This is a genomic window from Streptomyces sp. WMMB 714 (assembly GCF_900090125.1).
Classification (GTDB): domain Bacteria; phylum Actinomycetota; class Actinomycetes; order Streptomycetales; family Streptomycetaceae; genus Streptomyces; species Streptomyces daqingensis.
Genome location: NZ_FMHJ01000012.1, coordinates 17,613 through 32,075, shown reverse-complemented (window position 1 = coordinate 32,075; position 14,463 = coordinate 17,613). Strand labels below are relative to the sequence as shown.

Below are 14,463 nucleotides of genomic sequence, written 5' to 3'. Positions count from 1 at the left end.
CGCGCGGCACGGCGGTGTGCGGCACGGCCGGTCGGCCGACGCCTCCGGCGGTGCGCTGCCCGGCGCCGGCGAGCAGGTGGAGCGGGAGAGCCCCCGGGACCGGGTCAACCGCCAGTGGCACGAGATCCTTCAGGAGACGCGGGTCGCCCAGACCGGCGTGCAGATCCTCTTCGGCTTCCTGCTGAGCGTCGCGTTCACGGCGCGCTTCGACGACCTCGGCGCGTTCGACCGGACCGTCTACGTGGTCACGGTGATCCTCGGGGCGGGCGCCACGGGGGCGCTGATCGCCCCGGTGTCGATCCACAGGTTCCTGTCGGGGCAGCGCATGAAGGACGAGGTCGTCGTGGTGGCCGGGCGCCTGATGATGTGCGGCATGGTGCTGCTGGCGCTCACCGTCGGCTCGACCCTGCTGCTGATACTCCACGTCGTGATCCCCGGGCTGCTCGCGGAGGTCCTGGTGGGGATCGTCATGCTGTGGTTCGTCTGCTGCTGGTACGTCCTGCCGGTGTGGCTGCGCAACCGCGCCGAGCCGAAGGGCGGGGAGCCGCTTGACGGTTGAGGGGGAGGGGGGAGGGACCGGAGGGACCTGGACGTCTCCTCGCCGCCGGTCCGGGTTGCCGCATCGACCGAGCAGCCCGCTACGAGGGCGATCCTCCGCCTTGGGGCCGCGAGCACCGCCTGCGGCGGACGGCGCCATTCGTCAGACAGGCTCTACCGCGACTTGGTCCGGTTGTCCAGGTCGATTTCCGAAGAGGCGAAAAACAGCGCCAGGTTGACGCCGTCGGGGCCGTCAGCGGTGGCCTGAAGGGCACTCAGACGGCCGAAATCGCACCAGAATGACACTCCGGCAGTCGAGATGGCCACACGTAACCAGTAGTTACACCTGAATTCGTGGCAGGTAATTGCCATTGCCTGCGGGCCTCTTGTGACTCGTGAGTACGAGGCGTTTAATTTCTCCGCGCGTAGACATTCCGACCCCCACCGGGACAGTCGCCGAGGAGGCCCCCCATGATCGACTCCAGTCCGGATGCGAGACCCAGGCTCAGCAGACGCTCGCTGATGCGAGGCACTGCGGTGACACTGGGCCTGGCCGCGGGTGGGGGCGGCCTCCTGGGAACCGGGACCGCCCACGCGGCGGCGTCGTTCCACAACCCGTTCTCCGGTTACGAGATCACCGGCACCTGGCAGGAGCACATCGACCGGGGCTCCCTCGGCGGCATCGACTACGGGATGGGCGTCGGGACGGACCTGCCGGCCGCGGGCGGCGGGATCGTCACCAACATCCCGGAGAACGGCACCGGCGGCCACACCGTCACCATCCAGCACGACAACGGCTACCGCACCCAGTACATGCACCTCTCGGAGTTCCTGCTCGCCGACGGGACCGCGGTCGCCGCCGGCGGCATCGTGGGACGCTCCGGAGGCGAGCCCGGAGCGCCCGGTTCGGGTTCCTCCACGGGGCCGCACGTGCACTGGCACATGATCGACCCGAACGGTGTGCGCATCGACCCGCTCGTCTTCCTCGGGGGTTCCGGCGGTGGGGGAACTCTGCCGAAGACCACGACGGAGCAGGACGGCGTGCCGGGCGTCGTCATGTGGAAGCGGGCCCAGAAGTGGCTGTCGCTGGAGTCCGGTTACCAGGGTCCCGTCGACGGTGAGCCAGGTGTGCGGACATACGCCGCACTTCAGCGCAACATGCGCGACCACTACGGGTACGCGGGTGCCGTCGACGGTGCTCCGGGCCCGCTGACCTGGTCCGCTGTGCAGCGGCTGGCGTCCGAGTATGGTTACGGCGGGCCGGTGGACGGGGTCATGGGAGCCGAATCGTGGCGCGGTTTCGCCCGGTTCCTCAACAAAGACCGCTGGGACTAGCACAAATACGCGGACTGACCGGAGCACTCGGCCTACAGTGCCGCACAGCAGCTCGCCGGCGACCCGAATCACCGGCTACGCGTGGTGAGTTGCCGACTGCGAAATGTGCTTCCTGGTTGCTCCTCAGAGCTGTGATCTGCCACACAGTCACGGTGTGGCATGTAAGCGGACGGTTACATGGCCATGACAAACGTAATGTCCATTGCGTTGAGTCTGGATTACGCGCGGGAGAAAGCCCTGCTTGCTGCGCCACAGAGGGTGAAATGCCCGGTCGTGGCAGCGTTGCTCTCGGCTGACTGAGAGTGACGGACAGGCAGGGAGGAGTCAGTTGACCGCATGGAAAACCGTCCCGTCTACTACGCATGGTCAGCTGACCGAGGTGATCGTGCAGTCGGGAGAAATCATGAGGATGCTGGATACGGGCGCGTCCGACGTGTCCTCGCGTTCGAGTCTGGTCATCGCGGTCAACCCCGTGCACCGGTCGTCACCGCGGCTGACCGCTGCCGCGTCGGCGGCGGGCGCACTCGGTGTGCTGGAACTGCCCACGGGTGACCCGCGTGCCGCCGCCGAGAACCTGGAGCGCACCGACCGCTGGTCGAAGCGCCCGTTCGGCGTCCGCATACGGCCGGGCTGCGGCATCACCGTCTCCGACCTTCCCGCGCCGGCCGGCACCGTCCTGCTCGCCGACCCGGGCCGCTCGCCCGAGGAGTTCGCCGGACGCCGGGTGCTCGTGGAGGTCACCGACCGGGCCGAGGCGCTGCGCGCCGCCGGAACCGGTGCGCACGGCCTCATCGTCCGCGGCACCGAGAGCGGCGGCCGGGCCGGCGAACTGAGCACGTTCGTACTGCTCCAGCAGGTACTCGCCGACCCCGACATCGACCTGCCCGTGTGGGCGTGGGGCGGCATCGGCCCCCGCGCCGCCGCGGCCGCCGTCGCCGGCGGAGCCGAAGGCGTCGTGCTCGACACCCAGCTCGCCCTCCTCGACGAGGCGGGACTGCCCCTGGACGTCGCCGAGGCCCTCGACGGCCTGGACGGCTCCGAGACCGTCCTGCACCACGGCATCCGCGTACTGCGCCGCCGCGGCCCCGGCGTCCCCGAACTGCCGCAGGACGCCGCCGAGTTCGCGTCCCGCATCGGCGGCGACGACCTGCGCACCCAGTTCCTGCCCGTCGGGCAGGACGCCTTCCTCGCCGCCTCCTTCGCACGGCGCTGGAGCAGCGTCGCCGAAGCCGTCCGCGGAATCCGCGAGGCCGTCGTTTCGGCGGTCGAGGACGACGAGCCCGCGTCCGCGCTCGGCGAGGGCTCGCCCGGCGCCCTCGCACTCGGCACCCGGCTCCCCGTCGCGCAGGGCCCCATGACCCGGGTGAGCGACCAGCCGGAGTTCGCCGCCGCGGTCGCCGCCGACGGCGCGCTGCCCTTCCTGGCCCTCGCCCTCGCGGGCGCGGAGCAGACCCGCACGATGCTGGAGGCCACCAAGGCGTCGCTCGGCGACTCCCCCTGGGGCGTGGGCGTGCTCGGGTTCGCCGACGAGGAGATCAGGTCGGCGCAGCTCGACGTCGTACGCGAGGTGCGCCCCACCCACGCGATCATCGCGGGCGGCCGCCCGGCACAGGCGGCGGCGCTGGAGGCCGAGGGGATATCCACCTTCCTCCACGTGCCCTCGCCGGGCCTGCTGCGGCAGTTCCTCGCCGCCGGAGCCCGCAAGTTCATCTTCGAGGGCGCCGAATGCGGCGGCCACGTGGGCCCCCGCAACAGCTTCCCGCTCTGGGAGGCCCAGGTCGAGGTGTTGCAGGAGTTCCTCGACAACGAGAGACCCGGGGCGGCAGGTGAACTGACCGTCCTCTTCGCCGGGGGAGTGCACGACGAACGCTCGGCGTCGATGGTCGCCGCACTCGCCGCCCCCCTCACCCGGGCCGGAGTCCCCACCGGCGTACTGATGGGCACCGCCTACCTGTTCACCGAGGAGGCGGTACGGGCCGGAGCCATCCAGCCGCTCTTCCAGCGGCACGTCGTCGCCGCGGAGCGCACCGACCTGCTGGAGACCGCACCGGGACACGCCACGCGCTGCGCGCACAGCGCCTTCACCGCCGACTTCGCCGGACTCAAGGAGCAACTGGGCGCGGCAGGCGTCCCGGACCGGGAGATCTGGGAGCAGCTCGAGAAGTTCAACGTCGGCAGGCTGCGCGTCGCCAGCAAGGGCATCGAGCGGGTCGGCCCCGAACTGCGCAGCGTCGACGAGGAACGCCAGGGCGCCGAGGGCATGTTCATGGCCGGTGAGGTCGTGGTGCTGCGCGACGCCGTCACCACCGTCGCCGCCCTGCACGAGTCCGTCGGGGCGCACGCCGCCGACCGGTTCCGTGCGCGCGCCGCGCGGCTGCGCGCCGAACTCGGCGCCGGGGGAGCGGCGAAGGAGGAGCCCGCGGCCGATCCGCTGCGGATCGCCGTCGTCGGCATGGCGGGAATGTTCCCGGGAGCGCAGGACCTCGCCTCGTTCTGGGCGAACGTGCTCGCCGGCAAGGACTGCGTGACCGAGGTCCCCGGCGAACGCTGGGACCCCGAGATCTACTACGCGGAGGACGGGGACGGTGAGCGCACCCCCTCACGCTGGGGCGGCTTCCTGCCCGAAATACCCTTCGACCCGCTGAGCTTCGGGATACCCCCGGCCTCGCTCGCGGCCATCGAACCGGTGCAGCTGCTCGCCCTGGAGGCGGCACGCCGCGCCCTGTCCGACGCCGGCTACGAGGGACGGCCCGCCGACCACTCCCGTACGTCGGTCGTCTTCGGCGCCGAGGCGGGTAGCGACCTGTCCAACGCCAGCGCGCTCCGCGCGGTGCTCCCCGCCTACGTGGGCGATCTGCCCTCCGCGCTCGACGCGCAGCTCCCGAAGCTCACCGAGGACTCCTTCCCCGGCATGCTCGCCAACGTGATCGCCGGGCGCATCGCCAACCGGCTCAACCTCGGGGGCGCCAACTACACGGTGGACGCCGCCTGTGCGTCCTCCCTGACCGCCGTCGACGTGGCGTGCAAGGAACTCGTCACCGGCACCAGCGACGTCGTGCTGTGCGGCGGCGCCGACCTCCACAACGGCATCAACGACTACCTGCTGTTCTCCTCGGTGCACGCCCTCTCCCCGACGGGCCGTTCCTCCACCTTCGACCAGAGCGCGGACGGCATCGCGCTCGGCGAGGGCGTCGGGTGCGTCGTCCTGAAGAGGCTCGCGGACGCGGAGCGCGACGGCGACCGGATCTACGCCGTCATCGACGGCGTCGGCAGCGCCAGCGACGGCCGGGCCCTGGGTCTGACCGCTCCGCGCCCCGAAGGCCAGCGCGCGGCACTGACCCGCGCCTACCGCAACGCGGGAGTCTCGCCCGCGCAGGTCGGTCTCATCGAGGCGCACGGCACGGGCACCGTCGTCGGTGACCGCACGGAACTGGCCACCCTCACCGAGGTGTTCACCGAAGCCGGTGCGGAGCCCGGCAACTGCGCCATCGGCTCCGTCAAGTCGCAGATCGGGCACACCAAGTGCGCCGCGGGCCTGGCCGGACTGATCAAGACCACGCTCGCCCTCTACCACGGCATCAAGCCGCCCACGCTCCACATCGAGCAGCCCAACGCGGCCTGGAAGGCCGAGAGCAGCCCGTTCTACTTCCACGAGGCGGCGCGTCCCTGGGCGGCCGAGCCCGCCGAACGCGTCGCGGGCGTGAGCGCCTTCGGCTTCGGCGGCACCAACTTCCACGCGGTGCTGCGCGCCTACGAACAGGCGCCCGCCGTGCACGCCAGCGACGAGTGGCCCGTCGAGCTGTTCACGTTCCGCGGCAAGGACGCCGCGGCGGCGCAGCGCGCCGTGCGCAGGCTGCTGGAGAAGCTGGAGCAGCCGGGCGGCGACTGGCGGCTCCGCGACTACGCCCGCGGCGCGGCACGCGTCAGCGACTCGGCCGCCGTCCGCGGCGAGCCCGTCCGCATCGCGGTGCTCGCGGAGAGCACCGAGGAGCTGAAGGCGCTGCTCCACCGTGCGGCGGACGGCGTGCACGACCCCAAGCAGGGCATCTACGCGGCCGAGGCCGGCGGCACGGACGGCGCCGAGGGGCGGGGAGCACTGGCCTTCCTCTTCCCCGGCCAGGGCAGCCAGCGTCCCGGCATGCTCGCCGACCTCTTCGTCGCCTTCCCCGAGCTGCAGCGCTACCTGCAGCTCGGCTCCCGCTGGGCCGACGTGCTCTACCCGCCCGCGGCGTTCGACAAGGAGACCCGGGACGAGCAGCTGGCGCGCATCACCGACACGGCGGTCGCCCAGCCCACCCTGGGCATCGTCGAACTCGCGGCCGCCGACCTGCTCGGCTCGCTCGGCGTCCGCCCCGACATGGCAGCGGGCCACAGCTACGGCGAACTCGTCGCGCTCGGCGTCGCGGGAGCAATGGCGCCGCAGGACGTGCTCACCGCGAGCGCGGCACGCGCCGAGGCCATCCTCGAGCAGGTCAGGGACGGTGACGCGGGTGCCATGGCCGCCGTGACCGCCGCTCCCGGGAAGGTCGAGGAGGTACTCGCCCTGGCGGGACTGGACGGCGAGGTCGTCACCGCCAACCGCAACTCGCCCAAGCAGACGGTGATCTCCGGACCCACGGACGCCGTCACCAGGGCCGTCGGCCACCTCCGGGACGCCGGCTTCTCGGCCAAGCCGCTGCAGGTGGCGTGCGCCTTCCACAGCCCGCTCGTTGCGGGCGCGGGCGAGACGTTCGCCGGGACACTGGCCACGATGGACGTGCACGCGCCCGCCCTTCCCGTGTGGGCCAACAGCACGGCCCGGCCCTACGACACCGACCCCCATGCGGTGCGCGCAGGACTGGCGGGGCAGATCGGGGCGCCCGTCCGGTTCGCCGACCAGATCGAGGCGATGTACGAGTCGGGTGCCCGGGTCTTCCTGGAGGTCGGCCCCGGCAAGGTCCTGACCAGGCTGGTCTCGGCCGTCCTCGGTGACCGTCCACACACTACGGTCACACTTGAGGACTCACGGCGCGGAGGACTGTACGGTTTGCTCTCCGGCGTCGCACAACTCGCCGTCGCCGGTACGGACGTACGCACCGGAATGCTCTTCCAGGGGCGCGACGCCGTCGACCCGGACACCGCGACCCCGGTCAAATCCCCCGGCTGGACCGTCGACGGTCAGCTCATCCGTCTCGCCGACGGCACCATCCCGCCCAACGCCCTGCAACCAGCCCGCCCAGTCACGGAGCTCATCGTGCCGGAATCCCCCACCCAGGACGGCGTCACGCTGTCCGGTCCGGACGCTCTCATAGCCGAATTCCTGCGTACCAGCAGAGAGATGGTGACGGCGCAGCGCGATGTGCTGCTGCGCTACCTGGGAGCCACCGAACTTCCCCCCGCCGCAGCCGGAGACCACGCGCTGCCGTCCCCCACGGTCACACTGCCGGCCGCCCTCCCCGCCGCCGGCACCGCTGCCCCGGCCCCGCAGGCCGCCGTCCCGGTTGCCCCCGCGCCTGCCGCTCCGGCTGCTCCGGCCGTCCCCGCGCTGGATGCGGATGCGGTGTTGGGTCAGGTGCTCGCGGTGGTGGCGGAGCGTACGGGTTATCCGGTGGACATGATCGAGCCGGGCTTGGATCTGGAGGCGGATCTGAGTGTGGATTCGATCAAGAGGGCTGAGATCGCTGGTGAGTTGGCGGTGCGGTTGGGTCTGCCGGTGGATCAGGACGCGGATCTGGACGAGTTGAGTACGGCTCGTACGGCGGCCGGTATCACCGAACTCCTCATGACCCGCCTGGACTCGGCCCCGCAGGCCGCCGTCCCGGCTGCTGCCGCGCCTGCCGCTCCGGTTGCTCCGGCCGTCCCCGCGCTGGATGCGGATGCGGTGTTGGGTCAGGTGCTCGCGGTGGTGGCGGAGCGTACGGGTTATCCGGTGGACATGATCGAGCCGGGCTTGGATCTGGAGGCGGATCTGAGTGTGGATTCGATCAAGAGGGCTGAGATCGCTGGTGAGTTGGCGGTGCGGTTGGGTCTGCCGGTGGATCAGGACGCGGATCTGGACGAGTTGAGTACGGCTCGTACGGCGGCCGGTATCACCGAACTCCTCATGACCCGCCTCGGCGGCGGCGCCTCCGCCGACGAGACGCCCGCTCCCGCGGAGCAGTCCGCACCGGCCGCCGACGGAGGCGAAGCCGTCGTCGTAGCGCCGCAGCGCCTGGAGTTCACCGAGACCGAACTGCCCGCACCCGACGCGGCGCTCCCCGCGGGCGCCGAGGTGACGCTGCTCGGCGGCGGCCCGCTCGCCGGCCTCCTGGCCGAGAAGCTGACGGCTGCCGGCGCGGTACCGCTGACAGTCCCCGAGGGGCAGTCGCCCGAGCGGTTCGGCGACGCCGTCGTGCACCTGCATGCGTTCGAGTCGCCCGACGTCCAACTCCCCGAGATGTTCCCGCTCTTCCAGTCCGTGCTGGCGGCCGGCCCCAAGCGGCTGCTGGCCGTCGACCGCCGCGCGGAGGGCGCCGCGACGGGTCTTCGCGGATTCTTCCGCAGCGTCGCCCGCGAGTACGAAGAGCTCGCGGCGTCGCTGGTCGAGGTCGGCTCCGACGACAGCCTGGAGAGGGTCGCCGAGACCGTCGTCGCCGAACTCGGCGCCACGGAACGCGAACCGGTCGTCCTCGCGGACGGCGGACGCCGCCGGGCGCTGCGGCTGACGCGCACCGACCTGGGCGCCGTCGCCGCCACCGGCGCCGGCCCGGCGGGCGACGGCGTGTCCGAGGCGGCCGCGGCCGGACTCGACCGCGACTCGGTCGTCCTGCTGGTCGGCGGGGCCCGCGGCATCACCGCACGCTTCGCCCGCACCATCGCCGACGCCAGCCGCTGCCGCATCGAACTCCTCGGCCGCACACCCGTCCCGGACGGGGAGGAGGACCCGGCCACGGCCTCGGCACGCAACCGCGACGAGCTGCGCGCCGCGTTCATCGGCTCCGGCATGAAGTCGCCGGCGGAGATCGAACGCGCCGTCGCCGCCGTCCTGTCCGAGCGCGAGGTACGCGAAACCCTCGCCGCCCTGCGCGAGTCGGGCAGCCAGGCGCGCTACCGCTCGGTCGACGTGAAGGACGAGGAAGCCGTACGCGCCGCCGTGAAGGAGATACACGCCGAGCACGGCAGGCTCGACGGAGTCGTCTACGCGGCCGGAGTCATCGAGGACAAGCTCATCGCCGAGAAGACGCCGGAGTCCTTCCGCCGTGTCTTCACCACCAAGGCCGACGGTGCCCGCGTGCTCCTCGACGCCGTGTCCGCGCTGCCCGAAGGCCCGCGCTTCGCCGTGCTCTTCGGAAGCATCGCGGCGGCCCTCGGCAACCGAGGGCAGTGCGACTACGCCTCGGCCAACGACGCCCTCGAGGAGCTGGGGCGCAGGTGGTCCACGGAGGACCGCCGCGGCCTCACCGTCCACTGGGGCCCGTGGGCCGCGTCCGAGACCAACAGCGGCATGGTGACCCCGGAGCTCATGCGCTCCTACGCGGCGCGGGGCATCAAGCTCATCGACCCCGAGGAGGGGCCGCTGAGCCTGCTGCGCGAACTCGCCTGGGGAGCGCCCACGGTGCACGCGGTGGTCTCCGCTGCATCAGGGTGGTGACACGCGTGGCAACCCCCTCGCGTACGCCGGTCGCCGTCGTCGGGATGGCCGCGCTCTTCCCGGGCGCGGCCGGCCTCGACGGCTACTGGCGGAACATCCTCGGCGGCGTCGACGCCATCACCGACGTGCCGGCCGGGCGCTGGGACGAGGAGTTCTACGCGGCGGACGGGCCGCCGCGCGCCGACCGGGTCTACTGCCGCCGCGGCGGCTTCGTCGACCAGGCCGCCGAGTACGACCTGACCCGCTTCGGCATCATGCCCAACTCGGTGCCGGGCACCGAACCCGACCAGCTGATCGCGCTGGACGTGGCGCACCAGTCCATCGAGGACGCGGGCGGGGAGGCGGTCCTCCCCGCGGACCGGCAGCGCGCGGGCGTCGTCCTGGGCCGCGGCGGCTACCTGACGCCCGGACTGGTCCGGCTCGACCAGCGGGTGCGTACCAGCAACCAGATCATGCGCACCCTGCGCGAGCTGGTGCCCGAACTCGACGACGACCGGCTGGAGCAGGTGCGGGCCGCCTTCGCCGAGCAACTCGGCCCCGAGGCACCCGAGTCGGCGATCGGGCTGGTCCCGAACCTGGCCGCCTCACGGGTCGCCAACCGGCTCGACCTGCGGGGGCCGGCGTACACCGTCGACGCCGCCTGCGCGTCGTCGCTGGTGGCCGTCGACCACGCGGTGCGCGAACTCGACGCGGGACGCTGCGACATCATGCTCGCCGGCGGCGTCCACCACTGCCACGACATCACCCTGTGGAGCGTCTTCAGCCAGCTCGGGGCGCTCTCCCGCAGCCAGCGGATCCGGCCCCTGCACCGCGACGCGGACGGGGTGCTGATCGGCGAGGGCACCGGCGTCGTCGTGCTGAAGCGGCTGGCGGACGCCGAACGCGACGGCGACCGCGTCTACGCCGTCGTCGCCGGAACCGGCGTGGCCAGCGACGGGCGGTCGGCGAGCCTGTTCAACCCGGACCCCGGCGGGCAGGTGCGCGCCGTGCGCCAGGCGTGGGACGTGGCCGGGCTCGACCCGCGCGCCGCCGACGCCGTCGGTCTGATCGAGGCGCACGGCACCGCCACTCCCGCCGGTGACGGCGCCGAACTGACCACTCTCAGCGAGGTGTTCGGCGGGGCCGCGGACGGCCCGTCCGCCGCCATCGGCTCCGTGAAGTCGATGATCGGCCACACGATGCCGGCCGCGGGGATCGCCGGGTTCATCAAGGCCGCGCTCGCCGTGCACCACGGAGTGCTGCCCCCCACGCTGCACTGCGACGACCCGCACCCCGCGCTGGAGCGCACCCGCTTCCGTCCGCTCGCCGAGGCCCAGCCGTGGCAGCAGCCGGAGTCGGGAGCCCCGCGCCGGGCCGGGGTCAACGCCTTCGGCTTCGGCGGCATCAACGCCCACGTCGTACTGGAGCAGCCCGCCGGCCGCGCCGCCGCGCCCGCGGCACCCGCCGCGGCCCCGGCCCGGGCAGCCGTCTCCGTCGCCGAGCCGGAACGGGTGCTGCGGCTGGCCGCGGCGACGCCCGAGGAGCTGGCGGCCCTCCTGGACCGGGAGGACTCGGCCGTGCTCGCGGCCGGACTGGACGAGCGGTCCAGGGTCACGGAGCCGTGCCGGCTGGGCATCGTCGACCCCACGGCACGCCGCCTGAAGCTGGCACGCAAGGCCGTGGGCAAGGGCGCGCCGTGGCGGGGACGCAGCGACGTGTGGTTCAGCCCCAGCCCGATGCTGGGCCCGGCCGGCGGCCGCACCGCGTTCGTCTTCCCCGGCCTGGAGGCCGAGTTCGAGCCCCGCGTGGCCGAACTCGCCGAACGGTTCGGGCTCGAATGGCCGCACGGCGACGAGGAGAACGGCGCGAAGGTCGGCGACGTCGGCCGCCACGGCGCCGCCGTCTTCCAGCTCGGCAGGGTGCTGGACGCCGCGCTGCGCAGGCTCGCGGTCGTCCCCGACGCCGTGGCCGGCCACAGCGTCGGCGAGTGGACGGCGATGGCGTGCGGCGGCATCCACTCCGCCGACGAGGTCGACGCCTTCCTCGCCGGGTTCGACCCGGACGCCCTGCGGGTCCCGGGCGCCGTCTTCGGCGTGCTCGGCATGCCCGCCGAGCAGGTGCTCGCCGAACTGGACGGCCGCGACGACGTGGTGCTCTCCCACGACAACGCGCCCAACCAGTCGATGATCTGCGGCCCCGAGGCCGCGGTGGAGGCCATCGTCGTGCGCATGCGCGCACGCGGCGTCATCGGGCAGGTGCTGCCGTTCCGCTCCGGCTTCCACACCCCGATGCTCGCCCCGTACCTCGGCCCGATCCGCGCCGCCGCCGAGAGCTACACGCTGCACCCGCAGACCACTCCCGTGTGGTCCGCGACGACGGCGTCGCCCTACCCGGAAGAGCCGGAAGCGGTACGGGAGTTGTTCGTGCGGCACCTGCTGGAGCCCGTGCGGTTCCGGCTGATGGTCTCCGCGATGTACGAGGCGGGACACCGCGCCTTCGTCCAGCTCGGCGCGGGACAGCTCGGCTCCCTCATCGACGACTCCCTCTCCGGACGCGACCACCTCGTCGTCTCCGCCCACGCCGGGAACCGCGACAGCCTCGCGCAGCTGCGCAGGGTCGTCACCGCGCTGTGGGTCGACGGCGCCGAGCCCGACGTCGCTCCCCTCCTGCATCGGGACGACCGCCCGGCGGCCGCCGCCCGTACCGCGGCGCGGCCGGCGCCGGGCAAGGCGAAGCGGCCCGGCGTACGCCTCGACCTGGGCGGAGCGCTGATCTCCCTGCCCGAGTCCGTACGGGGATCGCTCGCGGGAGCGCCCGCGGACACCGCCGGAAGGCCCGCGGCCGCGGCGTCCTCCGCCTCCCTCACCCGCCTCGACCGGGCAGGTGCGCGCAACCCGCTGGCGGCGGAACTCTCCGCGCTCCTGAACGACACCGCGTCGGCCGCGGCGGACCTCATCGGCGCCGGCGCGGCCCGCCGTGCCGCACCCCCACGCGGACCGGTACGGCGCCCCGCCGTGCCCGCGCCGCGCGCCGCCGAACCCCCGGCCGTACCGCGCGCCGCCGAACCCCCGGCCGCGGACGTGCCCTCGGTGCTGCGGGTGGGCGTCGAGGAAATGCCCTACCTCCTCGACCACTGCTTCTTCCGGCAGCGCCCCGGCTGGCCCGACCCCGCCGACCGCTGGCCGATCGTCCCGGCCACGACCGTCATCAAGCACCTCATGGAGTTCGCCGAGCGTGCCGTCCCGGGGATGCGCGCCGTCGGGCTGCGGGAGGTGCGGCTGCTGAAGTGGATCGAGGCCGTGCCCTCGGTGGACGTCCCGGTGACGGTGCGTCGGATCGCTCCCGACGAGGTCGAGGTGGCCCTCACCGGTTCCTCGCAGGCCGTCGTCCAGCTCGCCGGGCGGCACCAACCGCCGCCCGAGGCCTGGACGTTCGACCCGGCCGCGGAGCGCGTCCCCGAGATGCGGGCCGAACAGCTCTACACCGAGCGGTGGATGTTCCACGGGCCCCTCTTCCAGGGGGTCAGCGAACTCACCGCCATCGGCGACCGCCACGTGCGGGGCGTCCTCACCGCACCCGAGGCGCCGGGCTCCCTGCTGGACAACGTGGGCCAGCTGCTGGGCTACTGGATCATGGCGACGCTCACCGAGCGCACCACCGTCTTCCCCGTCAGCATGGACCGCATCCGCTTCCACGGACCCGAACCGGGCCCCGGCGAGCGGCTGGAATGCTCGATCCGCATCACCGGACTCACCCACAACACGCTCACCGCCGACATGCAGCTGCTCCACCGGGGCCGCGTCTGGGCGGAGCTGCACGGCTGGACGGACCGCCGGTTCGACACCGACCCCGGCATCCGGGCCGTGGACCGCTTCCCCGGCTCCAACACGCTCTCCACCCGGCACCCCGAGGGCTACGCGCAGGTGCACGAGCGCTGGCCCGACCTGGCGACGCGCGAGCTGATGATGCGCAACGTCCTCGGCGGGGCGGAGCGCACCGGCTACGCCGAGCTGCCGCCCGTCCGCAGGCGGCAGTTCCTCCTCGGCCGCATCGCGGCGAAGGACGCGGTGCGCGACGTGCTGTGGTCGGAGGGCGCGGGCGACATCTACCCGGCCGAGATCGCGGTCCACAACGACGACGAGGGCCGTCCCTTCGTGCGCGGCGTGCACGGCCGCGAACTCGGCGACGGCCTGGTGGTGTCGATCGCGCACCGCGCGGAGTGCGGTGTCGCCATCGCACGGCGCGGACCGTGCGGCATCGACGTCGAGGAGATCACCGAACGTCCGCGCGCCACCGTCGAGACGGCGTGCGGCCGGGAGGAACTCGCCCTGCTGCGCGAAGTGTCCGCGGGCGACGGCGGGTCCGGCCCGGACAGTCCGGGCGAGTCGGACGTGCCGGACGGTGAGGCCGTCTGGTTCACGCGGTTCTGGGCGGCCAAGGAGGCCGTCGCGAAGCTGCGCGGAACGGGACTGCGGGGACGTCCGGCCGACTACCGCGTGGTGGCGGCGGAGACCGGCCGGCTCCGCGTGATGTACGGGGGCCATTCGCACGACGTGCGGGTGCGCGTTACATCCAATCCGCCGGGCCTGCCCGAGCGGCAGTACGTGGTCGCCTGGACGACCGCATACGAGGAAACAGGAGTGCGAAATGACCACTGACGCGACCGGGTTCGCACCGGCGCAGCCCGTCGGGCAGGCGCCGTCGGGAACCGACGAGGGGGCCGTGCTGGCGGACATCTCCGGCATGCTGCGGACGCTGCTCGAGGACTACGGACTCGACGAGGCCGAGATCGGCCGGGAGACCACCTTCCACGACGATCTCGAGCTGGAGAGCATCGACCTCGTGGCGCTGTCCGGGTCCCTGCGCGAGCACTACGGTGACCGCGTCAACTTCGCCGAGTTCGTGGCAGAGCTCGAACTCGACGAGATCATCGCGCTGACCGTCGGGCAGCTCGTCGACCATGTAGTGGAATCGCTGCGCGCCACGGAAGCGGGCTGATCCGG

At 72.8% G+C, this 14,463-nt stretch carries 6 protein-coding genes; 5 read left to right on the top strand and 1 reads right to left on the bottom strand.

From position 1 onward, the window contains the following. The first annotated feature begins 55 nt into the window (after positions 1-55). On the top strand, positions 56-559 hold the full coding sequence (locus H181DRAFT_RS21015; RefSeq protein ID WP_254666935.1) for a DUF6328 family protein: 504 nt from the start codon (positions 56-58) through the stop codon (positions 557-559). Between the two features lie 152 nt (positions 560-711). Here H181DRAFT_RS21015 and H181DRAFT_RS29530 read toward each other — a convergent pair whose 3' ends face one another. Beyond that, positions 712-864, bottom strand: a complete 153-nt coding sequence (locus H181DRAFT_RS29530) for a hypothetical protein (RefSeq protein ID WP_158715458.1) — start codon at positions 862-864, stop codon at positions 712-714. A 144-nt stretch (positions 865-1,008) separates the two neighbouring features. Here H181DRAFT_RS29530 and H181DRAFT_RS21010 point away from each other — a divergent pair, with 144 nt between their 5' ends. From H181DRAFT_RS21010 to H181DRAFT_RS20995, 4 genes are all read left to right on the top strand, one after another. Further along, the gene (locus H181DRAFT_RS21010) at positions 1,009-1,872 is read left to right on the top strand and encodes a peptidoglycan DD-metalloendopeptidase family protein (protein ID WP_045866133.1); all 864 of its coding nucleotides are present in this window, start codon (positions 1,009-1,011) and stop codon (positions 1,870-1,872) included. Positions 1,873-2,275: 403 nt separating this feature from the next. Next, a complete protein-coding gene (locus H181DRAFT_RS21005; protein ID WP_045866132.1) occupies positions 2,276-9,481 on the top strand; it encodes a type I polyketide synthase in 7,206 nt (2,401 codons plus the stop codon). Between the two features lie 44 nt (positions 9,482-9,525). After that, positions 9,526-14,118, top strand: a complete 4,593-nt coding sequence (locus H181DRAFT_RS21000) for a type I polyketide synthase (RefSeq protein ID WP_045866263.1) — start codon at positions 9,526-9,528, stop codon at positions 14,116-14,118. A gap of 85 nt (positions 14,119-14,203) precedes the next feature. Then, a complete protein-coding gene (locus H181DRAFT_RS20995) occupies positions 14,204-14,458 on the top strand; it encodes an acyl carrier protein (RefSeq protein ID WP_254666934.1) in 255 nt (84 codons plus the stop codon). Positions 14,459-14,463: the final 5 nt, after the last annotated feature.